Source organism: Paracoccus sp. NIOT.M2S5SZ12, assembly GCF_057748165.1.
Window position 1 is genome coordinate 135416 of record NZ_JBYLFR010000005.1, and the last position, 23671, is coordinate 159086.

Sequence of the window (23671 nt, forward strand, 5' to 3'; positions counted from 1 at the left end):
CTCCGCTGTCGCCGCCGTGCTTAGGCCGGGCGCGGGGGCGCGTCCAGCCTCAGCGCGCCTTCAGGCGGCGCACCGTGACATCGCCCGCGATCTGCACGGCCGAGACCAGCAGGATCAGGATGGCGATCACCGCCAGCATCACCGTCGTGTCGAACCGCTGATAGCCGTAGCGGATCGCGACGTCCCCCAGGCCCCCCGCGCCCACCGCCCCCGCCATGGCCGAGGCGCCGATCATCGACACGACCGTGATGGTGAAGCCGCCGACGATGCCGGGCAGCGCCTCGGGCAGCAGGACGTGGCGCACGATGTGCCAGCGGCGGCAGCCGATGGATTGCGCGGCCTCGACCAGGCCGGGATCGACCTCGCGCAGCGAGACCTCGGCGATGCGCGCGAAGAAGGGCGTGGCCGAGATGGACAGCGGCACGATGGCCGCCCAGACCCCGATGGTGGTTCCCGCCAGCAGCCGCGTCAGCGGGATCAGGGCCACCAGCAGCACGATGAAGGGCACCGCGCGAAAGCCGTTCACGATGGTGCCCACGATCCGGTTCAGGCGCGGCGCGGGAAAGATGCCCTGCGGCCCGGAGGTGACCAGGAACACCGCCAGCGGAATGCCCGCCAGCACCGCGATGCCCGCGGAGACGCCCACCATCAGCGCCGTGTCCTGGAACGCCTGCCACAGGCGGTCAATCATCTGCGGGGTCAACATGGCCCAGAACCTTTCCGTGATCGCCAAGATGGACAAGCGGCGCCAGATCCGCATCCGCGGGCGCCGCGACCAGCACCCGCCCGACCTGACGGCCCTGGATGCTGTCGATGTCGGCCGTCAGCAGCCGGCCGCGCGGACCGAGCGCCTGCGACAGCGCGCCCAGATCGGGCCGGGTGACGCCCGCGTAGCGCAGCTCCAGGATGACCTCGTCGCGCGGGCCGCGCGGGTCGGCGCGCAGCCGCGCGGCCAGATCGCCGGGCAGGTTCTTCAGCAGCGGCGCCAGCAGCGCCTGCGTCGCCGGGTGGCGCGGCGCGCCGAAGACCTGCCAGACGGGGCCGGTCTCGGCGATGCGGCCCGCCTCCAGCACCAGCACCCGGTCGCAGATCTCGCGGATCACGGCCATCTCGTGGGTGATCAGCACGATGGTCAGGCCAAGCCGCGCGTTGATGTCGCGCAGGAGCGTCAGGATCGACAGCGTCGTCTCGGGGTCCAGCGCGCTGGTCGCCTCGTCGCAGAGCAGGATCTCGGGGCGGCTGACCAGCGCGCGGGCGATGCCCACGCGCTGCTTCTGCCCGCCCGACAGGCGCGAGGGATAGGTGTCGCCCTTGTCCGCCAGGCCCACCAGGTCCAGCGCCTCGGCCACGCGGGCCGCGATCTCGGCGCGCGGGACGCCCGCCACGCGCAGGGGCAGGGCCACGTTCTCGCGCACCGTCTTGGCGGCCAGCAGGTTGAAATGCTGAAAGATCATCCCGATGCGGCGGCGCAGCGCGACCAGCCCGGATTCGGACAGATCGCCGATGTCGCGGCCATCGACCAGCACCCGGCCGGTCGTCGGACGCTCCAGCCGGTTGATGGTGCGGATCAGGCTGGACTTGCCCGCGCCCGAGCGCCCGATGATGCCGAAGACCTCTCCGGGGCGGATGTCCAGGTCGATCCCGTCCAGCGCCCGGACATCGCCCCCGCCCGAGCGGTAGGTCTTGCCCAGGCCCTCGAACCGGACGCTGCCCGCGACGGGATGGGCGCGCGCCGCATCGGGCAGGGCCGCGACATGGCCCGAGGCGCGCAATTCGCTGACGGTCAGAGCGCGGGTCATAGATGCTCCCATGCCAGGATATAGAGGTCGTCGCTTTCGCCATAGGAGCGGTGGATCTGGTCGCGCACCGCCTGCGATGACTGGAAGATCTCGACGAAGCGCTTCAGCTGCGGATTGTCGGCGCGGTCGGCGCGCGTGACGAAGCCCACGTTGAACTGAAGGTCCTCGGGGCCGGTATAGATCAGCCCGCTGGCCGGATCGAAGGCGCCCGCCGCGACGATGAAATAGGGATAGCCCTGCGCCAGGTCGACATCGCCCGTGATCCGCACCAGCTGCGGCCCCTCGACCTCGGTGAACTGCAGGTCGCGCGGATTGTCGGTGATGTCGTCCAGCGTGCCCAGATAGCCCACGCCCTCGCGCAGCGTGATCAGCCCGGCGCGCTGCAGCAGCAGCAGGCCGCGCCCCTGGTTGACCGGATCGCTGGCCACGGCGACGGTGCCGCCCTCGGGGATCTGGTCGAAGCTGTCATGGCGCAGCGAATAGAGGCCGATATTGCCCAGGATGCCGGGATAGACGAACTCGAAATCCCAGCCCCCCTCGGCTTCGGCATTGGCCATGAAGACGGGGTTCTGGAAGAAGTTGGCGTCGATGTCGCCCGCACCCAGCGCGACATTGGGCGTGGTCCAGTCGCTGAACTCGACCAGCCGCACCTCCAGCCCCTCGCGGGCCGCCTCCACTGCGGCGACCGCGGCGGAATCCCCGAAGGCGCCCGGTACGGTGCCGATGGTCAGGTCCTGCGCCGGCGCGGGACCGGCCAACAGGCCCAGGGCCGTGGACAGAAGGGTCGCGCGCATCACGATGCCGGCTCCTGCTCCCAGGCCAGCAGATAGAGCTGGTCGCTTTCGGCGAAGGATTCGTGGATCTGCCGCTTCACCGCGTCCGAGTTCTGGAAGATCTCGATGAAGCGGGCGACGTCCGGATCGTCCGCCCGGTCGGCGCGGGTGACGAAGCCCACGTTGAACTGCAGATCCTCGATGCCGGAATAGATCAGCCCGCTGGTCGGATCGAAGGTCCCGGCGGCCACGATGAAATGCGGATAGCCCTGCGCCAGGTCCACGTCCCCCGTCACCCGCGCCAGCTGCGGCCCCTCCACCTCCGAGAACTGCAGATCCTTGGGATTGTCGACGATGTCGTCGACCGTGCCCAGAAAGCCCACGCCCTCGCGCAGCGTGATCAGGCCCGCACGCTCCAGCAGCAGCAGGCCGCGGCCCTGGTTCACCGGGTCGTTGGCGATGGCCACCGTGCCGCCTTGGGGGATGGCGTCGAAGCTGTCGTGGCGCAACGAGAACAGGCCGATGTTCTGAAGGATGCCCGGCGCGACCAGCTCGAAGTCGAAGCCGCGCTCGGCCTCGGTGTTCTCCATGAAGGGGCGGTGCTGGAAGAAGTTCACGTCGATGTCGCCCGCATCCAGCGCGATGTTGGGCGTGGTCCAGTCGCTGAACTCGACCACCTCGACGGTCAGGCCCTGTCGGGCGGCCTCGGTCGCGGCGGTGTTGGCGGCATCGGCATAGGCGCCGGGCACGACGCCGATGGTCAGGTCCTGGGCCATCGCCGCGCCGGCCCCCATCGCCAGCAGGGTCGCCAGAATGGCCGTTGAGGAACGCATGGGAATCTCCGTCATTGAGCGGCGGCATCAGCGCCATAAAACATGACCTAGATTGTCGTGTTTTGGCCCCGGCCTCCATTCTCTTGTTGGGCTGCGGCAGGGAACAATCATGCCGCACCGTGCGAGGCGCGGAGACGGGCGTTCTCGACCGCGGGCCGACGCACGGGCTTCAATCCGCCGCGGAACGGGTCTAGAACGGGGGCCGACCGGGTTCTGCCCGCAACCCCACCCTGACCCAAAGGCGCATCCCATGGCCGACGACCTGTTGAACAGCTTCACCTCCGGGCCCGACGATCAGGGCCGTTTCGGCATCTATGGCGGCCGCTTCGTCTCCGAGACGCTGATGCCGCTGATCCTGGACCTGGAGGCGGAATACGAACGCGCCAAGACCGATCCGGCCTTCTGGGACCAGATGAACGATCTGTGGACGCATTACGTAGGCCGTCCCAGCCCGCTCTATTTCGCGGAGCGCATGACCCAGCATCTGGGCGGCGCCAAGATCTACATGAAGCGCGACGAGCTGAACCACACCGGCGCGCACAAGATCAACAACGTGCTGGGCCAGATCCTGCTGGCGATCCGCATGGGCAAGACCCGCATCATCGCCGAGACCGGCGCGGGCCAGCACGGCGTGGCGACCGCCACCGTCTGCGCGCGCTTCGGCCTGAAATGCGTGGTCTACATGGGGGCGCATGATGTCGAGCGGCAGGCGCCCAACGTCTTCCGCATGCGCCTGCTGGGCGCCGAGGTCGTGCCCGTGACCAGCGGTCGCGGCACGCTGAAGGACGCGATGAACGATGCGCTGCGCGATTGGGTCACCAACGTCCGCGACACCTTCTACTGCATCGGCACGGTCGCGGGGCCGCATCCCTATCCGGCCATGGTGCGCGACTTCCAGTCGATCATCGGCAAGGAGGTGCGCGAGCAGATCATGCCGCGCGAGGGGCGCCTGCCCGACACGATCGTCGCGGCCATCGGTGGCGGGTCGAACGCGATGGGCCTCTTCTATCCGTTCCTGAACGACAAGGAGGTCCGCATCATCGGCGTCGAGGCCGGCGGCAAGGGCGTGGACGACCGCATGCAGCATTGCGCCAGCCTGTCGGGCGGGCGCGCGGGCGTGCTGCACGGCAACCGCACCTATCTGCTGCAGGACGATGACGGCCAGATCCTGGAAGGGCATTCGATCAGCGCGGGACTGGACTATCCGGGCATCGGGCCGGAGCATGCCTGGCTGAAGGACATCGGCCGCGCGGAATATGTCAGCATCACCGATGACGAGGCCCTGGCCGCCTTCCAGCTGTGCTGCGCGCAGGAGGGGATCATTCCCGCGCTGGAGCCCAGCCACGCATTGGCCCATGTCATCAAGATCGCGCCGGACCTGCCCGCCGACCACATCATCGTGATGAACATGTGCGGGCGCGGCGACAAGGACATCTTCACCGTCGCCAAGCATCTGGGCTTCGACATCCAGACCTGAGATCGGCGTCGCGGCGGGCCTTCAGTCCGCCGCGTCCACCGCGTGACGGCGCAGGAGGTCCAGCGGCACGATGTCCAGCGCGCGCCGATGGGTCGCGTCCAGCACCACCTTCGGGGCCGCGAATTCCTGCGCGGCCTGCAGGAAGCGGCTGGCGCAGAGGCACCAGCGGTCTCCCGCCTTCAGCCCCGGAAAGCCCCATTCGGGGCGGGGCGTCGTCAGGTCGTTGCCCAGATAGCGTGACATGGCCAAGAATTCGTCCGTCAGCACGACGCAGACCGTGTGGCTGCCGCGATCCTCGGGCCCGGTGTCGCAGCAGCCGTTGCGGAAGAAGCCGGTCACCGGCGCGGTCGAGCAGGGCTGAAGCGCGCCGCCCAGAACGTTGATCGAAGGCTCCATAGGGTCTCCTTTGCGGCCAGCCTATGCCGGGTCGGGCGCGGGGGAAAGATCGAAGAGCGTCGGCCGCCAGTCGATCCAGCGCCCGTGGAAATCGGCGCGCCCCAGGGACCAGTCGCGCCGCGTCCCGTCCCACAGCGTCAGGTCCAGCGCCGCGCCCTCGCCGCCATCGGCCTCCATGCGCAGATGCGCCACCGCTGCCGCGGCGGTCGCGGCCCGGCCCGCCCGCTCCAGCGCATCGTGACAGGCCTGCCGGGTTTCGGGCGGAAAATACTGTGCGGCGACGGTGTGATAGACCAGCGTCAGCCGCCCGGCGGCCGGATCGGCCAGCTGCGCGGCCAGCCACGCCCCGGCATCGTCCCGGTCCACCGGCGGCGGGTCGCGCCGCGCCAGGTCCAGCGCCGCGCGCAGCCGCGTCAGGCGCTCCTGCTGGTCGGCCCAGCAATAGGCCATCAGCCTCTGCCCGTCGCGTTCGGGGTCCAGCGGGTTCAGGTCCACGCCGCGCCGGCTGGCGACCGTGATCGCGCCTTGCGGCATGGTGCCGCGCCAGTCCGGCGTCAGCACGACGCCCGCACCGTTTGCGCCCAGGTGATAGCGATCGAAATTCAGGTTCAGCCCCGCCGACGCGCCCAGCTCCAGCAGGCGCAGCGGCAGGGGCGACAGCGTTGCCAGAAGGCGTGCCGCCCCGATCAGGGCCGCTGCGCGGGCGACCTCATTGGTCTGCGGGGGGCTGTCCAGCCAGGACAGGATGCGGTCCGCGTGATCGTCCAGCACCCGCGCCAGCAGGTCCGCCGGCACCGCGCCCGCCGTATAGGCCGCCGCCAGCGGCGCATCGGCCCCCGTCAGCACCAGCGCATGCAGCGCCCCGCAGAGCCGCAGCGCCAGGGAATCCGCCGCCGTGGACGGATCGCCCGGCCAGTTCCGCACGCGCGCGGCGACCGGGCCATCGGTCAGCACGTGCGGCAGCGTCCGGCACAGCGCTGCCGTCAGCGGCGAGCCGAGCGCCGCGCAGGCCCCCGCCTGATGGGCGAAGGCCTGATCGACGCTCACTTGAACCGCTCGCCCAGGGCGCGCAGGCGGTCGGACAGGGTCGTGGGCTGCGGGGCGGGCTCGGGCTGCGGCTTGGCGGCGGGCTTTGGGGCAGGGGGCTCGGTGCCGCTGTTGCGCGCGGGGGCGGTGCGGTTCGCGACCGCGTTCTGGAAGCGTCCCGCGTCGCCCGCCGCCAGCGCCGCCGCCCCGTCCGAGATGCCGCGCATCAGGTCGTCCAGCCACGCCTCCTCCGCCTTGGCGAAATCCGACAGCACATAGGGCGCGACGCGGTCCTTGTGACCCGGATGCCCGATGCCCAGCCTGACGCGGCCGTACTCGGCCCCGATATGTTGGTGGATCGAGCGCAGGCCGTTATGGCCCGCATGGCCGCCGCCCTGCTTGACCCGCGCCTTGCCAGGGGCCAGGTCCAACTCGTCATGCAGGACGATGACATCCGCGGGCGTCAGCTTCAGATAGCGCATCGCCTCGCCAACGGACTGCCCGGACAGGTTCATGAAGGTCTGCGGCTTGAGCAGCGTGACCCGCATGTCGCCCAGCCTGCCCTCCGCCGCCAGCCCCTGAAAGCGCGCGCGCCAGGGCGACAGGTCGTGATCGGAGGCGATGCGGTCCAGCGCCATGAAGCCGATGTTGTGGCGGTTCGCCGCATATTTCGCGCCGGGATTGCCCAGCCCCACGATCAGCTTCATCGCTGCCTCCTGCCCGGACGGCCGGGCGATTTGCGTTCCATCCCTTGCGGCTGTCCTTGCCCGTTACTAAGACTCTGTCAACCTATCGCGGCTAAGACAGGGGTTCAGGCCCGGACGAATCGCGGGGACAGGGACGTAAAGGCAAGGACAGACGATGAGCGATCCGGCAGAATTCTACATGAACACCCTCGTTCCCATGGTGGTCGAACAGACCTCGCGCGGGGAGCGGGCCTATGACATCTTCTCGCGGCTGCTCAAGGAACGGATCATCTTCGTCTCGGGGCCCGTCCATGACGGCATGTCCACGCTGATCTGCGCGCAGCTGCTGTTCCTGGAGGCGGAGAACCCGTCCAAAGACATCAGCATGTATATCAACAGCCCCGGCGGCGTCGTGACCTCGGGCCTGTCGATCTATGACACGATGCAGTACATCAAGCCGCGCGTGTCCACGCTGGTGGTCGGCCAGGCCGCGTCGATGGGCTCGTTGCTGCTGGCCGCGGGCGAGCCGGGGCTGCGCTATTCGCTGCCCAACAGCCGGGTGATGGTCCACCAGCCCTCCGGCGGCTATCAGGGTCAGGCGACCGACATCCTGATCCACGCCCGCGAGACCGAAAAGCTGAAGCGGCGCCTGAACGAGATCTACGTCACCCATACCGGCCGGACCCTGGACGAGGTCGAGCAGGCGCTGGAGCGCGACCGCTTCATGTCGCCCGACGAGGCGAAGGACTGGGGCCTGATCGACGAGGTGCTGGCGCCGCGTGGCAAGGCCGTCCCCGAGAAGAAATAGCCGCGTTGGGGATTGTGACGGGACCGGCACGCCCGTAACATGACGTGAACGACCTGCGCCGGCCGATCCGGCGCGGGATATCCGAAAAGGCGGTGCGCGGGGCAACGGACCCGCAGCCGCCCGCCACGCAACACCCGTGTGGCGGCAGTCAAGGAAATGGACGATGGCGAACCAGTCCGGCAGCGACAGCAAGAACACGCTCTACTGCAGCTTTTGCGGCAAGAGCCAGCACGAGGTCCGCAAGCTGATCGCGGGACCGACCGTGTTCATCTGCGACGAATGCGTCGAGCTGTGCATGGATATCATTCGCGAGGAGACCAAGACCAGCGGGCTGAAGTCCGGCGACGGCGTGCCGACCCCGCGCGAGATCTGCGGCGTCTTGGACGATTACGTGATCGGGCAGGAGCATGCCAAGCGGGTTCTGTCGGTGGCTGTCCACAACCACTACAAGCGCCTGAACCACGGCTCCAAGACCGATATCGAGCTGGCCAAGTCGAACATCCTGCTGATCGGGCCGACCGGCTGCGGCAAGACGCTCTTGGCGCAGACGCTGGCGCGCATTCTGGACGTGCCCTTCACCATGGCCGACGCCACCACGCTGACCGAGGCCGGCTATGTCGGCGAGGATGTCGAGAACATCATCCTCAAGCTGCTGCAGGCCAGCGAATACAACGTCGAGCGTGCGCAGCGCGGCATCGTCTACATCGACGAGGTCGACAAGATCACCCGCAAGTCCGACAACCCCTCGATCACCCGCGACGTGTCGGGCGAGGGCGTACAGCAGGCCCTGCTGAAGATCATGGAGGGCACGGTCGCCAGCGTCCCGCCCCAGGGCGGCCGCAAGCATCCCCAGCAGGAGTTCCTGCAGGTTGACACGACCAATATCCTGTTCATCTGCGGCGGCGCCTTCGCCGGGCTGGACCGCATCATCGCGCAGCGCAACAAGGGCACGGCGATGGGCTTCGGCGCCTCCGTCAAGGAGAACACCGACCAGGGCGTGGGCGAGCTGTTCAAGGAGCTCGAGCCCGAGGACCTGCTGAAATTCGGCCTGATCCCGGAATTCGTAGGCCGTTTGCCGGTGATCGCGACCCTCACCGATCTGGACGAGGAAGCGCTGATCATCATCCTGACCAAGCCGAAGAATGCCTTGGTCAAGCAGTATCAGCGCCTGTTCGACCTCGAGGGCGTGCAGCTGACCTTCACCGAAGACGCCCTGACCGCCATCGCCAAGCGCGCGATCAAGCGCAAGACCGGCGCCCGCGGCCTGCGGTCGATCATGGAGGAGATCCTGCTGGACACCATGTTCGAGCTGCCCGGCATGGACAGCGTGCAGGAGGTCGTCGTGAACGACGAGGCGGTCGAGAACGCCGCTGCCAAGCCCCTGCTGATCCATGTGGACGCGAAGAAGGAAAGCGCGTCCGCCGGATGATCGCCTTGCCCGCGCATGGCTGGACCTTGCGCGGGATCTGGGGCATATGCCAAGGGCAAATCTGATCGCTGAGGGTTCCGTCGATGTCGTTCATGCTGCGTTTTCTGACCTGGTGGAACAGCCAGACGCTCAACACCCAGTTCTTCACCTGGCGCCACGGCGTGAAGGTCGGCGAAGACGCGCAGGGCAACGTCTTCTACAGCAGCAAGGACGGCAAGCGCCGTTGGGTGATCTACAAGGCCGAATCCGAGGCCAGCAAGATCAGCCCCGAATGGCACGGCTGGCTGCACCACACCTGGAACGAGCCGCCGACCGAGGTTCCCTTGGCCCACAAGCCGTGGGAGGCGCCGCATCAGCCGAACCTGACCGGCACGCCAGGCGCCTACGTTCCGGCCGGATCGCTGTACCGGGCGCAGCCCGCGGTGCGCAGCGATTACGACGCGTGGCGTCCCGAATAGGATGTCCGCCACCACCGGACAGTCAGCCGAAGCCCGCGCCGAGCTGATCGCGGGCGGGATCGTCCTGGCCGTGGCGGCCGGTTTTCTGGCCTGGGCCGCGCAGGGACAGATCCAGCGGGGCGGCGGTTACGACGTCACCGCCTCGTTTCCCGATGTCGACGGGGTCTCGATAGGGACCGAGGTGCGACTGGCCGGCGTGCGCATCGGGCGCGTCAGCGATGTTCGGCTGAATCCCGAAACCTATCTGGCCGATGCGGTCCTGACGATCCCGGCGGACATCGTGCTGCCCTCCGACAGCGCGGCGCTGATCCAGTCGGACGGGCTGCTGGGTGGCGCCTACATTCAGCTGCAGCCGGGCGGCAGCCCCGACAATCTGGGTCCCGGAGACGAGATCGAGGATGTTCAGGGCGCCGTCAGCCTGCTGCAGCTGATGCTGAAATTCGTGGACAGCCAGTCCGCCGACGACGGCGACGCCCCATGATCCGCGCCCTTGCGACCGTCCTGTGCCTGCTGCCCGCGGCGGCTGCCGCCCAGGAAGGCGTGCGTGCCTCGGGCGCCATGCTGCGAGGGCTGGACAAAGTCTCGGGGCGCACGACCGACCTGCCCCTGGCGGTCGGTGAGGCGGTGCGCTATGGCCGTCTGGAGATCCGGCTCGGCGAATGCCGCTATCCGGCTGGCGATCCCAGCTCGGACGCTTTCGCGCAGCTGACCGTCACCGATCTGCGCCAGAACACCACCGTGTTCAGCGGCTGGATGATCGCCAGCTCTCCGGCTTTGTCGGCGCTGGACGATGCGCGCTATGATGTCTGGGTCATGAACTGCCAGATCTGACCGGCAGGCTGGCCAGAAGCCCGTCCACGTCCGGAAGGGGATGGGCCAGGAAATCGGCCTGCAGTGCCAAGGCCGCCGACAGGCGCTTGCGATAGGCCGCACGGGGAATCTCTACCCCGCCCATGCGCGCCAGATGCGGCGTCAGGAATTGCGTGTCGAACAGCCGGAATCCGCAGCGCGCCAGATGGGCGGAGGTCCAGAGCAGCGCCATGCGCGATCCGTTCCTGCGCCGCGACACCATCGACTCCCCGAAGAAGGCCGCGCCCAGGGTGACCCCGAAGATGCCCCCGGCGAAGATGCCGTCGTGCCGGATCTCGATCGCATGGGCATGTCCCGCGCGGTGCAGGCGGTGGTAGAGCTCGGCCAGCGGGGCGTTGATCCAGGTCGTCTCGCGATCCGCGCAGGCTGCGACCACGCGGTCGAAGTCGCCGTCCAGATGCGCGCTCCAGCCGCCGCGCCGCAGATCGCGGCGCAGCGAGCGCGCGGCATGGACGCCGCCTACCGGAAGGACCCCCCGCATCGGCGGATCGAACCAGTAGAGGCGGTCGTCATCCGCGCTCTCGGCCATGGGGAACACCCCGCGCGCATAGCCGGCCAGCAGTTGCGCGGGGGTCAGCATCGCCGCCTTAGCTGTAGTGCTGGGCCAGCCAGCGTTCCAGCCAGTGGATCGAGTAGTTGCCCGACTGGATGTCCGGCTCGGCCAGCAGGTCGCGGAACAGCGGCACCGTGGTGTCCACCCCGTCCACGATCAGCTCGCCCAAGGCGCGCGACAGGCGGGCCAGCGCCTCGTCGCGGTCGCGGCCGTGCACGATCAGCTTGCCGATCAGGCTGTCGTAATAGGGCGGGATCGAATAGCCCTGATAGAGCGCCGAATCCATCCGCACCCCCAGGCCGCCCGGGGCGTGATACTGGGTGACCTTGCCGGGGCAGGGAGAGAAGGTCGGGACCTTCTCGGCGTTGATGCGCACCTCGATCGAATGGCCGTTGATCACCAGGTCCTCCTGGTGGAACTCCATCGGCAGTCCGGCGGCGACGCGGATCTGCTGGCGCACCAAGTCGACGCCGAAGATCGCCTCGGTCACCGGATGCTCGACCTGCAGGCGGGTGTTCATCTCGATGAAGTAGAACTCGCCATCCTCGAACAGGAACTCGATCGTGCCGGCGCCGGAATAGCCGATCTTGGCCACCGCGTCGGCGCAGACCTTGCCGATGCGGGCGCGCTGCTCAGGCGTGATGGCGGGGCCGGGGGCCTCCTCCAGAACCTTCTGGTGGCGGCGCTGCAGCGAGCAGTCGCGCTCGCCCAGATGGACGGCGCGGCCCTTGCCGTCGCCGAAGACCTGGATCTCGATATGGCGCGGGCGCTGGAGGTACTTCTCCAGATAGACGTCGGGGTTGCCGAAGGCGGCCTTGGCCTCGGCGCGCGCTGTGCGGAAGGCGACCTCCAGGCCCGCCTCGTCCTGCGCGACCTTCATGCCGCGACCGCCGCCGCCCGCCGTGGCCTTGATGATGACCGGATAGCCAATCTGGGCGGCCACGCGCTTGGCCTCGTCCACGTCGTTCACGCCGCCGTCGCTGCCGGGCACGCAGGGCACGCCCAGGGCCTTCATCGTGTCCTTGGCGGTAATCTTGTCGCCCATGATGCGGATATGCTCCGCGCGCGGGCCGATGAAGGTGATGTCGTGATCTTCCAGCATCTGCACGAAGCCGGCATTCTCGGACAGGAAGCCGTATCCCGGATGGATCGCCTGCGCGCCGGTGATCTCGCAGGCCGAGATCAGCGCGGGCATCGACAGATAGCTCTGGGCCGAGGAGGGCGGGCCGATGCAGACCGATTCGTCGGCCATGCGGACATGCATCGCATCGGCATCGGCGGTCGAATGGACCGCAACCGAGGCGATGCCCATCTCGCGGCAGGCGCGGATCACGCGCAGCGCGATCTCGCCGCGGTTGGCGATGAGGATCTTGTCGAACATCGGCGTCACTCGACGATCATCAGGGGCGTGCCGAACTCGACCGGGGTGCCGTCGTCGATCAGGATGCGCCGGACCGTGCCCGCGCGGGGGGCGGGGATGTGGTTCATGGTCTTCATCGCCTCGACGATCATCAACGTGTCGCCCTCGGCCACGGTCTGCCCGACCGCGACGAAGGGCGCCGCACCCGGCTCGGCGGCCAGATAGGCGGTGCCGACCATGGGCGAGGTGACCGCGCCGGGCAGGCTGGCGGGATCGGCCGCGGCCGCCGGGGCGGCTGCGGCAGCCGCGGGTGCCGCGGCGGTGGCCTGCGCCGGCGCCTGTGCCGCGGGGGCCTGGGCCTGGGCATAGACGACCTGCTTGCCCTGCTTGGTCAGGCTGACGGTCAGGCGGTCGTGCTCGCCGTACTCGCGCTTGACCTGGATCTCGTTCAGCTCGCTCGCGTTCAGCAGCTCGGCCAGCGAGCGGATGAAGGCCACGTCGCCCTCGTGGTGCTTGTCGTGGTGGGAATCGTTGCTCATGCCATCCTCTGCCGTGTTCTGGTCGGGCCGCATCCCTGTGCGGCGATTGCAGGGCTTATAGCCGCTGTGCCTGTCCAAGGGGAAGGGTCCCCTCGCGTTTTGCGCGCTCAGGCGCCGGGGCGGGCGGCCTTTTCGGCCAGGCCCGAGGTTCCCTCGCGCCGGGCCAGCTCGGCCTCGACATCCTCCAGCGTCACGTCGCGCGCCGCCAGCATGACCAGAAGGTGAAAGATCACGTCGGCCGCCTCGGAGGTCAGCCGCTCGCGGTCGCCCTTGACCGCCTCGATGATCGCCTCGACGGCCTCCTCGCCGAACTTCTCGGCGCATTTCTCGGGACCCCTGGCCAGAAGCTTGGCGGTCCAGCTGCTGTCGGGATCGGCGCCGCGACGCGCCTGGACGGTCGCGGCCAGGCGGTGGATCGCGCTCATGTCAGCCTCATGGGGATGCCCGCCGCGGCCATGTGGGCCTTGGCCTCGGCGATGGTGTGGGTGCCGAAATGGAAGATGCTGGCGGCCAGCACCGCACTGGCGCGGCCCTCGGTGACGCCCTCGACCAGGTGGTCCAGCGTGCCGACCCCGCCCGAGGCGATCACCGGGATGCCCACCGCATCGGCGATGGCGCGCGTCAGCGGCAGGTTGAAGCCCGCCCGCGTGCCGTCGCGGTCCATGGAGGTCAGCAGGATCTCTCCGGCGCCCTTGCTCTCGACCAGGCGGGCGAAGTCGACCGCGTCGATGCCGGTGGGCTTGCGCCCGCCATGGGTGAAGATCTCCCACCGGCCGGGGGCGACGGTCTTGGCGTCGATGGCCACGACGATGCACTGGCTGCCGAAGCGGTCCGCGGCGGCGGCGACCACGTCCGGGTCGGCCACGGCGGCGGAATTGAAGCTGACCTTGTCGGCCCCCGCCAGCAGCAGCGCGCGGACGTCGTGATGCGTCCGCACCCCGCCGCCGACCGTCAGGGGCACGAAGCACTGTTCGGCCGTCCGGGTCACCAGGTCGAACATCGTGCCCCGGTTCTCATGCGTGGCATGGATGTCCAGAAAGCAGATCTCGTCGGCGCCGGCGGCGTCATAGGCGCGCGCGGCCTCGACCGGGTCGCCCGCATCGCGCAGGTCGACGAAGTTCACGCCCTTGACCACGCGGCCGTCGGCCACGTCCAGGCAGGGGATGATGCGGGTCTTGAGCATCGCTTGGGCCTTTGTCTGGTTCGGGGCTGTTCTAGCGCGGTGAGGGTCGTTGGGCCAGAGGGGGGCGCTGCCCCCCGCCGCGTGCCGCGGCCCCCCCGGGATATTTTCGTGAAGAAGAAGGGTCAGGCGAGGGCTTGCAGCGCCTGCTTCAGGTCGATGGCGCCGTCATAGAGTGCGCGGCCCGAGATGGCCCCGGCGATGACGCCGGTCGCGGCCAGCGCCTGCAGGTCGTCCAGCGACGAGACGCCGCCCGAGGCGATGACGGGGATGGAGACGGCGCGAGCCAGCGCCTCGGTCGCGGCCACGTTGGGACCGCCCATCGCGCCGTCGCGGTCGATGTCGGTGTAGATGATCGCGGCGACGCCCGCGTCTTGGAAGCGTCGGGCCAGGTCGGTGGCGTCGATGTCGGTCTCGGTCGCCCAGCCCCGGGTGGCGACGCGGCCCGCGCGGGCGTCGATGCCCACGGCGATGCGGCCCGGGAAGGCGCGGGCGGCCTCATGCACCAGGTCGGGGTTCTCGACCGCGACCGTGCCGAGGATGACGCGCTCCAGGCCGCGGGTCAGCCAGGTCTCGATCGTGGCCATGTCGCGGATGCCGCCGCCCAGCTGCGCGGGCACGGTGACGCGCGCCAGGATCGCCTCGACCGCGGCCGCGTTCACGGGCTGCCCCGCGAAGGCGCCGTTCAGGTCCACCAGGTGCAGCCACTGCGCGCCCGCGTCCTGGAACGCGCGGGCCTGGGCCGCCGGATCGCTGCCGAAGACGGTCGCCGCCTCCATGTCGCCGCGCAGCAGGCGCACGCATTGGCCGTCCTTGAGGTCGATGGCGGGGTAGAGGATCATGTCACGCGCTCCGGTCTGTCGGTCGCGCTCCCTTTGCCACGGGGCGGACCGGATCGGCAAGGGACCTGACGTCATGCTTGCCCGGCGGGGGGCGGCGCGCGCAATCTGGGCGCATCCTGAGGAGGAGAGTTTCATGCGTCACTTCATCCTGGCCGCCGCCCTCGCGCTGAGCGCCGGAGCCGCCGCCGCCGATCCGATCGAGGGTGTCTGGCAGACCCAGCCCGACGAGGGCGCCTTTGCCCATGTCACCGTCGCCCCCTGCGGCGGGGCCTTCTGCGGCACGATCACCCGCACCTTCCGCGACAATGCGGAATACCAGTCGCCCAATCTGGGTCGCCAGATCATCATCGACATGGCCCCCCAGGGCGGCGCCGACTATGCCGGCCGCGTCTGGCGTCCGTCGAACGACAAGATCTATCGCGGCAAGGCCAGCGTCGCGGGCGACCGCATGAGCCTGTCGGGCTGCGTCGCGGGCGGGCTGCTGTGCAGCAGCCAGACCTGGGCGCGGGTGCAGTAGCGCGCGATCACGGTCGCGGGGGGGCGGCAACCCGTCCGTCCCGCGGCACGTTCCCCCTGTGAACGGCAGCCAGGGGAGAACCGCCATGCCGATGATTTCTGCCCGCGACGGCACGCAGCTTTACGTCAAGGACTGGGGCGAGGGGCGACCGGTCGTCCTGACCCACGGCTGGCCGCTGAACGCCGACAGCTGGGAGACGCAGGCCGTGGGTCTGGCCGAGGCCGGGCATCGCGTCATCAGCTATGACCGGCGCGGTTTCGGGCGGTCGGAGCAGCCGTGGGACGGATACGACTACGACACGCTGGCCGACGATCTGGCCGCGGTGATCGAGGCGACCGGCGTGCAGGACGCGGCCATCGTGGGCTTTTCCATGGGCGGCGGAGAGGTCGCGCGCTATGTCTCGCGGCATGGGGCGCGCGGGGTCGGGCGGCTGGCCTTCATCGCATCGGTCGCGCCGGGGCTGCTGAAGTCGGAGGCCAATCCGGACGGTGCCACAGCCGACCTGTTCGAGGGAATGCGGGAGGGCTTGCGCAAGGACCGCCCCGCTTTCTTGCGCGGCTTCTTCAAGGATTTCTACGGTCAGGGCCTGATGAGCGGCGTCAGCGACGCGGTGCTGGACTGGACGCAGGGCATGGCGATGATGGCCAGCTCCCGCGCGACGCTGGAATGCGTGACCGCCTTCGGCATGACCGATTTCAGTGCCGATGTCACGGGCATCACCCTGCCGACGTTGATCGTGCATGGGACGGCCGACAAGATCGTGCCCATCGACGCCACCGCCCGCCGGCTGGCGCGCATGCTGCCCGCGGCCCGGCTAATCGAATATGACGGCGCCCCGCACGGTCTGGGCGCGACCCACGCCGACCGGCTGCTGGACGACCTCAAGGCGTTCCTGGCCTGAGAGTATCGGGGCGGGCTTTGGACCCGCCCCGATCCGTCACTCCGCCGCCTGCGCCGCGCGCCATTGCGACAGGCAGGGGATCTTGTCCCGGTCGCAGCGGTCGGCATAGCGGCGGGCCACGTCGCGGACCTCGGCCAGAAGCCCCTCGGCCAGGGTGATCGGCTTCAGGCCCAGCCCTAGGAAACCGTCATTCACGACATGGAGGTCGTTCTCGTCGGCCTCATTGCGCGGATTGCGCAGATGGGCGACCTCGGTCCCGGTCTGCGCCGCGATCATCTGCGCCAGGTCGCGCACGCGATGCGTCTCGGTCATCTGGTTCAGGATGCGCACGCGGTCGCCCCGGGCGGGCGGGGTCTGGATCGCGAGTTCGATGCAGCGGCAGGTGTCCTGGATATGGATGAAGGCGCGGGTCTGCCCGCCCGTGCCATGCACGGTCAGCGGATATCCGATGGCCGCCTGCATCAGGAAGCGGTTCAGCACCGTGCCGTAATCGCCGTCATAGTCGAAGCGGTTGATCAGCCGGTCGTCCATCTGCGTCTCGGCGGTCTGGGTGCCCCAGACGATGCCCTGATGCAGGTCGGTGATCCGCAGCCCGTCATTCTTGGCGTAATAGAAGAAGAACAGCTGATCCTGCGTCTTGGTCATGTGATAGATGCTGCCCGGATTGGCCGGGTAGAGGATCTGCTGGCTGTGGGGGCCGTTCGCGGTCTGCACCGTGACGTCCAGATAGCCCTCGGGAATCTTCATGCCCGCGGTGCCGTAGCCATAGACGCCCATCGTGCCCAGATGCACCAGATGGATGTCCTGACCCGATTCGACGATGGCGGCCAGCACGTCATGCGTCGCGTTCAGGTTGTTGTTCACCGTATAGCGCTTGTGGCGGGCCGACTTCATCGAATAGGGCGCGGCGCGCTGTTCTGCGAAGTGGACGATGGCGTCGGGACGCTCCTCGGCCAGCAGGTCCAGCAGCCGGTCGAAATTCTGGCCCACCGTCAGGTCCACCGCGCGGATCGCCTTGCCCGACACCTCGGTCCAGGCGCGCAGACGCTCTCCCAGGGGGCGGATCGGGGTCAGCGAGGTCACCTCCAGCTCGACGTCGATCTTGCGGCGCGACAGGTTGTCCACGATCACGACCTCATGGCCGCGGGCCGACAGGTGCAGGGCCGTGGGCCAGCCGCAGAAGCCGTCTCCGCCCAGAACGATGATCTTCATGATATGCCTTGCGAATGGGTCCAATTCATTCGGATCAATATAGGGCATGGCGATGCCGCGCCAGTGCGCATCGTGCGGCGACGTCAAAGCGTCATGAAACAGGCAGGGATCAGCCGGAGGCGCCGGGCTGCATGTTGGCCATATGCGCCTCGATCGCCTCCTCGACATCGGCATAGAAGGTCAGGCGACCCTTCTCCAGCACCGCGCCCATGTGGCAGATCTGGCGCAGGAGACCCATCGAATGGGCCACCACGATCGCGCCGGCCTTGGACATGCGCTCGTTGAAGACGCGGTTCGACTTGGCCTTGAAGGCCGCGTCCCCCACGGCCGAGACCTCGTCCACCAGATAGGTGTCGAAGGGGACGGCCATGGACAGCCCGAAGGCCAGCCGCGACCGCATCCCCGAGGAATAGGTGCGGATCGGCATGCGGAAATGGTCGCCCAGCTCGGCGAAATCCTCGACGAAATGCAGCAGCTCGTCCGTGTCCACGCCATAGACGCGCGCGACGAAGCGGCAGTTCTGCTCTCCGGTCAGCTCCTTGCTGAAGGAACCGGCAAAGCCCACCGGCCAGCTGATCGTGCCCGTGGACAGGACCTTGCCCGAGGTCGGCAGCATCGCCCCCGAGATCATCCGCAGCAGCGACGACTTGCCCGCGCCGTTGCGCCCCAGAAGCGCGACCGACACGCCGGATGGAAAGGTGGCTGTGATGTTGTCGGCCACCACCTTGTGCTTGCCGTTCAGCGTGTAGGTCTTGGAGAGGTTCTGCAGATGGATCATCGCCGGTCGCGCAGGCTGTAGAACATCAGGCTGCCGATGACCCAGAACAGCGCCAGAAAGCCCGCGATCATCAGGACGAGGCGCTCGCGCTGCGGGAACTCGGCCTCCTGGGCCAAGGTCGGGCGGATGTAGGGCGCCAGATAGCGCGACTGCCGCACGGCCTCGGCGCGGGCGCTCTCGAAGCTGGCCAGGGCGGCGGTGTAGGAGGTCTCGGCGAACTGGCGGTCCACGGTCAGGATCTCGAACTGGCCGACCACGTCGGACAGGGCCTCCTCGCCGCCGGTGGAGCCGAACTTCTGGCGCTCTGCCTCGATCTGGTCGCGGATGACCTGGATGCGCAGCTCGGACTGGGCGATGCGCGGATCGCCGTCCTGGGCGTTGGCGCGCAGCAGGCCCAGGGCCACCAGCTGCTCGGCCAGCTGCTGCTGGAGCGAGGTGACGACGCCGATCTGGCCCTGCACGTCGGCCACCGGATCGACCAGCTGATAGCGGTTGCGGAACTCGGTCACGTTCTGGCGCGCCTCGCGCAGCAGGTCCTCGGCCCGCTCCAGCTCGTCGCGGGCATAGCGCAGCGCGTCCTCGCGGGCGATGTCGTTCAGCTGGTTGATCAGGATGCCGCCCTCCTCGAGGATGGCGACCGCGATGTCCTGCGCGTCCTGCGGATCGAAGGCCAGGATGCGCAGGTCGATCATGCCCGAATCGTAATGGATGCGGACCTTGCGCTCCCATTCCTCGACCAGGTCCTCCAGCGCGTCGCCCCCGTTGAAGCCGAAGACCGGATCGCCCGGCGCCTTGGACCAGACCGCGCGCAGGTCGATGCGCTGGTTCACGCGCTCGACCAAGTCGCGGCTCTGGATGAACTTGTAGAGGATGTCGGTGTCGCTGGTCGAACTGGAGGTGACCCCCACAAGCGAGCCGATGCCCCCCAGCACGTCCGTCGCACTGGGCGCGGATTCGCTGCGCACCGAGAAGCCGACATAGGAGGCGTACTGATCGGCCGCGCGCGTATAGATGTAGGCTGCGCTCAGCAGCGCCGGCAGCAGCACCACCAGCACGAAGCTCAGCGCCATGCCGTAATGGCGGCGCTTCAGCTGCGCCGTGCTGGCCGGCGGCAGGACCGGCTGGTCCAGCGCGGCCTGCATGCGGGCCTTCATCTCGGGCGTGGGCGGGGGCAGGCGGCTTGCGCGGGCGGCCTGGGCCGCGGCCCTGGCACGGGCCTGACGGACCTGTGCGGGCGTCTGCCGCGCGGGTCTGGGCTGATCCTCGGCCGCGGTCCTGGCTTCGGTCTGGGCCTGAGCCGGGGCGTCGGGCGTGAGGGCGGGATCCGACGCGGTGCCGGTCTCGGTGGTGTCGGGTCCGGATTTCGGGTCCTGGGCGGACATGCGCTTACCCCGCCTGTCTTGTTGATCTTGCTGGCGCCGTCATACATAAGCGCGCAGAACAGTTCCAGCACCGATCCGAAGACGTGATCGCGCCTCGGAGCCCGACCCCTCCGCCCATGATCCCCAAGCCGTGATGTCATGACGCAGACCCTGCCTCCGCCCGCCGGACCGACCGGTGCCCCCCTGCCGCAGCGCCGTGCGCCGACCGGCCCGCGCATGCTGCGCGAGGTGCGCAAGCATCGCAGCTTCGCCAGCCTGCGTGCCATCGCCGCGCTGATCCTGCGCGAGATGCAGACCAGCCACGGCCGCAATGCCGGCGGCTATTTCTGGGCCATCGCCGAGCCGGTGGGCGGCATCATCCTGCTGACGGCGATCTTCTCGGTCGCCTTCGCGCAGCCGCCCATCGGGACCAGCTTCGCGCTGTTCTATGCGACGGGGATGGTGCCGTTCATGGGCTATCTGGATGTGTCGGGCAAGGTCGCGGGATCTGTGCGCTATTCGGCGGCGCTGCTCTCCTATCCGGCGGTGACCTTCGTGGACGCCCTGGTCGCGCGGATCCTGTTCAACGCGGTGACGCAGATCATGGTCGCCACGGTGATCTTCGGCTTCATCTACATGACATCCGAAAGCCGCGCCGACCCGCAGCTGGACGCGATCGCGGTCGGCATGGCGATGATGCTGGTGGTGGCCTCCGGCGTGGGCGCGATGAACTGCTTCATGTTCGAGGCGGTCAGCTGGTGGCAGCCGATGTGGGCCATCCTGATGCGGCCCTTCTTCCTGCTGTCCTGCATCTTCTTCATGTTCGATGACGTGCCGCAGCCCTATCAGGACTGGCTGTGGTGGAACCCGATGATCCATGTGATCGGACAGATCCGGCGGTCGTTCTATCCGGGCTATGTCGGCGACTATGTCAGCCATGTCTATGTGTTCGGGCTGGGTCTGGGGCTGTTCGCCCTGGGGCTGGGGCTGCTGGTGCGCTATCACCGCGACCTGCAGAACAGCTAGCCGCGCGGGTCGATCAGCCGCGCCAGAACCGCCGCCTGCGTGATGCGCCCGCCCCCCGCGACCGGCAGGGCGGGGCGGTCCGCCAAGAGGCCCATCACCGCGCGGACCGGCATGTCGCGCGGCACGGGATCGCCGTCGGCTGTGCCCGGCTCGGCCACGTCCTCGGCGGTCAGCACGCCGAGCGGGTTCATGTGCGCCACGAAATCCGCCACATAGCCGTTGGCCGGCTTGGCGATGATGTCGCGGGCGGTGCCCACCTGGACGATGCGCCCCCCCTCCATCAGCGCGATGCGGTTGCCCAGCTTGAACGCCTCGTCCAGGTCGTGGCTGACGAAGATGATGGTGCGCCCGGTCTTGGCCTGCAGCTCCAGGAGCTCGTCCTGAAGACGCGCGCGGATCAGCGGGTCCAGCGCGCTGAAGGGCTCGTCCATCAAGAGGATCGGCGCCTCGGTCGCGAAGGCGCGGGCCAGGCCCACGCGCTGCTGCATGCCACCCGACAGCTCGCCCACCTTGCGCTCGGCCCAGTCCGACAGGCCCACGGTCGCCAGATAGCGGTCCACCGCCTCGCGCCGCGCGGCGGCGGAGAGGCCCGCCAGTTCCAGCCCCAGGCCCACGTTCTCGCGCACGCTGCGCCACGGCAGCAGGCCGAACTGCTGGAACACCATGGCCACGTCGCGCAGGCGGATGTCGCGCAGCGCGCGGCCGCCCGCGCCGGTGACGCTGACCATCTGGCCGCCGCGCCGGATGCGGACCTCTCCGCGACAGACCGGGTTCAGCGCGTTCACCGCCCGGAGCAGCGTGGATTTTCCCGACCCGGAGAGGCCCATCAGGACCAGGATCTCTCCGGTCGCCACGGACAGGGTGCAGTCGTGCACGCCCAGGACTTGGCCCGTCTCGGTCTTGATCGGGCCGCGCTCCAGCCCCTCGTCCATCAGCGGCAGGGCGCGGTCGGGATGATCGCCGAAGACGATGCAGACCCGGTCGAACTCGACGGCGTTCATTTGCGGCCCTCCATGCGCAGCATCCGGTCCAGCAGGATCGCCACGACCACGATCACCATGCCCGATTCGAACCCCAGGGCGGTGTTCACGCTGTTCAGCGCCCGCACCACCGGCACACCCAGGCCCGATGCACCGACCAGCGCGGCAATGACCACCATGGAGAGCGACAGCATGATCGTCTGGTTCAGCCCGGCCATGATCTGGGGCAGGGCACTGGGCAGCTCGACCTTCCACAGCAGCTGCCGGGGCGTGGCGCCGAAAGCGGTCGCGGCCTCGACCAGCGCGGGCGGGGTCGATGCGATCCCCAGCTGCGTCAGGCGGATCGGCGCGGGCAGCACGAAAATCACGGTGGCCAGCAGGCCCGGCACCATGCCGATGCCGAAGAAGACGATGGCCGGGATCAGATAGACGAAGGTCGGCAGCGTCTGCATCAGGTCCAGGACCGGCCGCATCGCCGCATAGAGGCGCGGCCGGTGGGCGGCCGCGATGCCGATGGGCACGCCCAGCCCCATGCAGACGATGCAGGCCGACAGGACCAGCGTCAGGGACTGCATCATCTCGGACCAGTAGCCCTGGTTCAGCACGAAGAGCAGGCCCAGCCCCACCAGCAGGCAGGTGCCGACGCGCCGCTGCAGGGCCCAGGTCAGCGCCATGGCCAGGGCGATGAACAGGAACGGGTGGGGCGCCTCCAACGCGGTCAGCACCGCGTCGATCAGCGCCTCCATCACGGTCGAGACCGCGTCGAAGACCCCTGCCGCATTGGCGTTCAGCCAGTCGAAGGCGGTCTTGGCGGTCCGGCCGACGGGGATCTTGGTGTCGGTGACCCACGCGGTCAGCTGTTCCATGCCTGCACCCTTCGCCTGTTCGACGGCCCCGGCGGTCGCCTCCGGGGCCGGTCCGTCACTGCGCCAGCGCCTCGGTCAGCGCGGTCTGCGGGTCGTTGCCGTCGGCGGTGGTCACGTCGACCAGCCAGGGCGTCGCCGCGTCCGGGTTGGCGGCCAGCCAGTCGCGGGCGGCCTCCATCGGGTCCTGGCCGTCGTTCAGGATTGCGCCCATGACCTCGTTCTCCATGTCCAGAGTGAATTCCAGGTTCTGCAGAAACTTGCCCACGTTCGGGCATTCTGCGACATAGCCCGCGCGGGTGTTGGTGCGCACCTCGGCGCCGCCCAGGTCGGGGCCGAAGATCGCGTCGCCGCCGGTCAGATAGGTCATCTCGAACTGGGCGTTCATGGGATGGGGCTCCCAGCCCAGGAACACGACCGGCTGATCGCTGTTCGTGGCGCGCTGGACCTGGGCCAGCATGCCCTGTTCGCTGGATTCGACGACCTCGAACGTGCCCAGGTCGAACTGGTCCATCGCCACCATCTCCAGCAGCAGGCGGTTGCCGTCATTGCCCGGCTCGATGCCGTAGATCTTGCCGTCCAGCGCCTCGCTCTGGGCGGCGATGTCGGCAAAGTCAGCGATGCCCAGATCGGCGCCCGCCTTGTTCACGGCCAGCGTGTACTTCGCCCCGGTCAGGTTCGTACGGACCGTGTTCACGGTGCCCGCGTCGCGATAGGGGGCGATGTCGGCCTCCATCGTGGGCATCCAGTTGCCCAGGAACACGTCCACGTCGTCGGTGGACAGCGCCGTGTAGGTCACCGGGACGGAGAGGATGCGCGTCTCGGTCTCGTAGCCCAAGGCCTGCAGCACGGTCGAGGCGATGGCCGTGGTCGCGGTGATGTCGGACCAGCCGACATCCGAGAACACCACCTTGCGGCAGCTGTCAGGCTCCTGCGCGGCCAGGTGCAGGGCCAGCGCTGGCGTCACGGCAAGGGCCGCGAGAATGCGGGAAAGGGTCATGATG

28 protein-coding genes are annotated in these 23671 nt (G+C 68.8%); 9 read left to right on the forward strand and 19 right to left on the reverse strand.

Features of this window, described 5'->3' with window-relative positions; genetic code table 11:
• Positions 1–49 precede the first annotated feature (49 nt).
• The 4 genes from AC2SGK_RS06635 to AC2SGK_RS06650 are packed head-to-tail and all read right to left on the reverse strand — an operon-like array spanning position 50 to position 3405.
• Positions 50–703 carry a methionine ABC transporter permease gene (locus tag AC2SGK_RS06635; protein WP_488322858.1) on the reverse strand — a complete coding sequence of 218 codons (654 nt, stop codon included), beginning with the start codon at positions 701–703 and terminating at the stop codon, positions 50–52.
• Positions 684–1799, reverse strand: coding sequence for a methionine ABC transporter ATP-binding protein (locus AC2SGK_RS06640; RefSeq protein WP_488322799.1), 1116 nt, complete (start codon positions 1797–1799; stop codon positions 684–686). The genes AC2SGK_RS06635 and AC2SGK_RS06640 overlap by 20 nt, the downstream gene beginning before the upstream one ends.
• Positions 1796–2593 carry a MetQ/NlpA family ABC transporter substrate-binding protein gene (locus tag AC2SGK_RS06645; protein WP_488322800.1) on the reverse strand — a complete coding sequence of 266 codons (798 nt, stop codon included), beginning with the start codon at positions 2591–2593 and terminating at the stop codon, positions 1796–1798. The genes AC2SGK_RS06640 and AC2SGK_RS06645 overlap by 4 nt, the downstream gene beginning before the upstream one ends.
• Positions 2593–3405, reverse strand: coding sequence for a MetQ/NlpA family ABC transporter substrate-binding protein (locus tag AC2SGK_RS06650; RefSeq protein WP_488322801.1), 813 nt, complete (start codon positions 3403–3405; stop codon positions 2593–2595). Before AC2SGK_RS06650 ends, AC2SGK_RS06645 begins: the two co-directional genes overlap by 1 nt.
• Before the next feature lie 250 nt (positions 3406–3655).
• Between AC2SGK_RS06650 and trpB the strand changes: the two genes are divergently transcribed.
• Entirely contained in the window at positions 3656–4882 is a 1227-nt protein-coding gene (gene trpB, locus AC2SGK_RS06655; RefSeq protein ID WP_411836908.1) for a tryptophan synthase subunit beta, read from the forward strand.
• A 21-nt stretch (positions 4883–4903) separates the two neighbouring features.
• On the opposite strand, the gene AC2SGK_RS06660 is transcribed toward trpB, so the two are convergent.
• The 3 genes from AC2SGK_RS06660 to pth are packed head-to-tail and all read right to left on the reverse strand — an operon-like array spanning position 4904 to position 7011.
• Positions 4904–5278, reverse strand: a complete 375-nt coding sequence (locus AC2SGK_RS06660; protein ID WP_488322802.1) for a DUF2237 family protein — start codon at positions 5276–5278, stop codon at positions 4904–4906.
• A 21-nt stretch (positions 5279–5299) separates the two neighbouring features.
• On the reverse strand, positions 5300–6325 hold the full coding sequence (locus AC2SGK_RS06665; RefSeq protein ID WP_488322803.1) for a DUF2332 domain-containing protein: 1026 nt from the start codon (positions 6323–6325) through the stop codon (positions 5300–5302).
• Positions 6322–7011: an aminoacyl-tRNA hydrolase gene (pth, locus tag AC2SGK_RS06670; RefSeq protein WP_488322804.1), complete on the reverse strand. Its 690-nt coding sequence runs from the start codon at positions 7009–7011 to the stop codon at positions 6322–6324. The genes AC2SGK_RS06665 and pth overlap by 4 nt, the downstream gene beginning before the upstream one ends.
• A 154-nt stretch (positions 7012–7165) precedes the next feature.
• On the opposite strand from pth, the gene AC2SGK_RS06675 reads away from it, so the two are divergent.
• From AC2SGK_RS06675 to AC2SGK_RS06695, 5 genes are all read left to right on the forward strand, one after another.
• The gene (locus tag AC2SGK_RS06675) at positions 7166–7798 is read left to right on the forward strand and encodes an ATP-dependent Clp protease proteolytic subunit (RefSeq protein WP_488322805.1); all 633 of its coding nucleotides are present in this window, start codon (positions 7166–7168) and stop codon (positions 7796–7798) included.
• 163 nt (positions 7799–7961) lie between these two features.
• The gene (gene clpX / locus AC2SGK_RS06680) at positions 7962–9227 is read left to right on the forward strand and encodes an ATP-dependent Clp protease ATP-binding subunit ClpX (protein WP_411836903.1); all 1266 of its coding nucleotides are present in this window, start codon (positions 7962–7964) and stop codon (positions 9225–9227) included.
• Between the two features lie 83 nt (positions 9228–9310).
• On the forward strand, positions 9311–9685 hold the full coding sequence (locus AC2SGK_RS06685) for an NADH:ubiquinone oxidoreductase subunit NDUFA12 (protein WP_488322806.1): 375 nt from the start codon (positions 9311–9313) through the stop codon (positions 9683–9685).
• Between the two features lies 1 nt (position 9686).
• The gene (gene mlaD, locus AC2SGK_RS06690; protein WP_488322807.1) at positions 9687–10166 is read left to right on the forward strand and encodes an outer membrane lipid asymmetry maintenance protein MlaD; all 480 of its coding nucleotides are present in this window, start codon (positions 9687–9689) and stop codon (positions 10164–10166) included.
• Positions 10163–10516 carry a DUF2155 domain-containing protein gene (locus AC2SGK_RS06695; protein WP_488322808.1) on the forward strand — a complete coding sequence of 118 codons (354 nt, stop codon included), beginning with the start codon at positions 10163–10165 and terminating at the stop codon, positions 10514–10516. Before mlaD ends, AC2SGK_RS06695 begins: the two co-directional genes overlap by 4 nt.
• Here the strand turns inward: AC2SGK_RS06695 and aat are convergent.
• From aat to hisA, 6 genes are all read right to left on the reverse strand, one after another.
• Positions 10497–11135, reverse strand: coding sequence for a leucyl/phenylalanyl-tRNA--protein transferase (aat, locus tag AC2SGK_RS06700; RefSeq protein WP_488322809.1), 639 nt, complete (start codon positions 11133–11135; stop codon positions 10497–10499). The two genes, AC2SGK_RS06695 and aat, sit on opposite strands and share 20 nt — an antisense overlap.
• 7 nt (positions 11136–11142) lie before the next feature.
• Positions 11143–12489: an acetyl-CoA carboxylase biotin carboxylase subunit gene (gene accC / locus AC2SGK_RS06705; protein ID WP_488322810.1), complete on the reverse strand. Its 1347-nt coding sequence runs from the start codon at positions 12487–12489 to the stop codon at positions 11143–11145.
• A 5-nt stretch (positions 12490–12494) separates the two neighbouring features.
• Positions 12495–13007, reverse strand: coding sequence for an acetyl-CoA carboxylase biotin carboxyl carrier protein (gene accB, locus AC2SGK_RS06710; protein WP_488322811.1), 513 nt, complete (start codon positions 13005–13007; stop codon positions 12495–12497).
• A gap of 107 nt (positions 13008–13114) precedes the next feature.
• Complete coding sequence (locus AC2SGK_RS06715) at positions 13115–13432, reverse strand: phosphoribosyl-ATP diphosphatase (protein WP_488322812.1); 318 nt, start codon at positions 13430–13432, stop codon at positions 13115–13117.
• On the reverse strand, positions 13429–14190 hold the full coding sequence (hisF, locus tag AC2SGK_RS06720; protein ID WP_488322813.1) for an imidazole glycerol phosphate synthase subunit HisF: 762 nt from the start codon (positions 14188–14190) through the stop codon (positions 13429–13431). Before hisF ends, AC2SGK_RS06715 begins: the two co-directional genes overlap by 4 nt.
• A gap of 122 nt (positions 14191–14312) precedes the next feature.
• The gene (gene hisA, locus AC2SGK_RS06725) at positions 14313–15029 is read right to left on the reverse strand and encodes a 1-(5-phosphoribosyl)-5-[(5-phosphoribosylamino)methylideneamino]imidazole-4-carboxamide isomerase (RefSeq protein WP_488322814.1); all 717 of its coding nucleotides are present in this window, start codon (positions 15027–15029) and stop codon (positions 14313–14315) included.
• 133 nt (positions 15030–15162) lie between these two features.
• On the opposite strand from hisA, the gene AC2SGK_RS06730 reads away from it, so the two are divergent.
• Positions 15163–15546: a DUF2147 domain-containing protein gene (locus AC2SGK_RS06730; protein WP_411836893.1), complete on the forward strand. Its 384-nt coding sequence runs from the start codon at positions 15163–15165 to the stop codon at positions 15544–15546.
• 85 nt (positions 15547–15631) lie between these two features.
• Positions 15632–16447 carry an alpha/beta fold hydrolase gene (locus AC2SGK_RS06735; RefSeq protein ID WP_488322815.1) on the forward strand — a complete coding sequence of 272 codons (816 nt, stop codon included), beginning with the start codon at positions 15632–15634 and terminating at the stop codon, positions 16445–16447.
• Positions 16448–16483: 36 nt separating this feature from the next.
• Here AC2SGK_RS06735 and AC2SGK_RS06740 read toward each other — a convergent pair whose 3' ends face one another.
• From AC2SGK_RS06740 to AC2SGK_RS06750, 3 genes are all read right to left on the reverse strand, one after another.
• On the reverse strand, positions 16484–17659 hold the full coding sequence (locus AC2SGK_RS06740; protein WP_488322816.1) for an NAD-dependent epimerase/dehydratase family protein: 1176 nt from the start codon (positions 17657–17659) through the stop codon (positions 16484–16486).
• Positions 17660–17768: 109 nt separating this feature from the next.
• Positions 17769–18437: an ABC transporter ATP-binding protein gene (locus tag AC2SGK_RS06745; RefSeq protein ID WP_488322817.1), complete on the reverse strand. Its 669-nt coding sequence runs from the start codon at positions 18435–18437 to the stop codon at positions 17769–17771.
• Entirely contained in the window at positions 18434–19819 is a 1386-nt protein-coding gene (locus AC2SGK_RS06750) for a KpsE/RkpR family capsule polysaccharide export protein (RefSeq protein ID WP_488322818.1), read from the reverse strand. Before AC2SGK_RS06750 ends, AC2SGK_RS06745 begins: the two co-directional genes overlap by 4 nt.
• Positions 19820–19957: 138 nt before the next feature.
• On the opposite strand from AC2SGK_RS06750, the gene AC2SGK_RS06755 reads away from it, so the two are divergent.
• Complete coding sequence (locus AC2SGK_RS06755; protein ID WP_488322819.1) at positions 19958–20824, forward strand: ABC transporter permease; 867 nt, start codon at positions 19958–19960, stop codon at positions 20822–20824.
• On the opposite strand, the gene choV is transcribed toward AC2SGK_RS06755, so the two are convergent.
• From choV to choX, 3 genes are read right to left on the reverse strand one after another with little or no spacing between them, the layout of a single operon-like run.
• Positions 20821–21825 carry a choline ABC transporter ATP-binding protein gene (choV, locus tag AC2SGK_RS06760; RefSeq protein WP_488322820.1) on the reverse strand — a complete coding sequence of 335 codons (1005 nt, stop codon included), beginning with the start codon at positions 21823–21825 and terminating at the stop codon, positions 20821–20823. The two genes, AC2SGK_RS06755 and choV, sit on opposite strands and share 4 nt — an antisense overlap.
• Positions 21822–22670: a choline ABC transporter permease subunit gene (gene choW, locus AC2SGK_RS06765; protein WP_488322821.1), complete on the reverse strand. Its 849-nt coding sequence runs from the start codon at positions 22668–22670 to the stop codon at positions 21822–21824. The genes choV and choW overlap by 4 nt, the downstream gene beginning before the upstream one ends.
• Before the next feature lie 55 nt (positions 22671–22725).
• Positions 22726–23667, reverse strand: coding sequence for a choline ABC transporter substrate-binding protein (gene choX / locus AC2SGK_RS06770; RefSeq protein WP_488322822.1), 942 nt, complete (start codon positions 23665–23667; stop codon positions 22726–22728).
• Between the last annotated feature and the right edge of the window lie 4 nt (positions 23668–23671).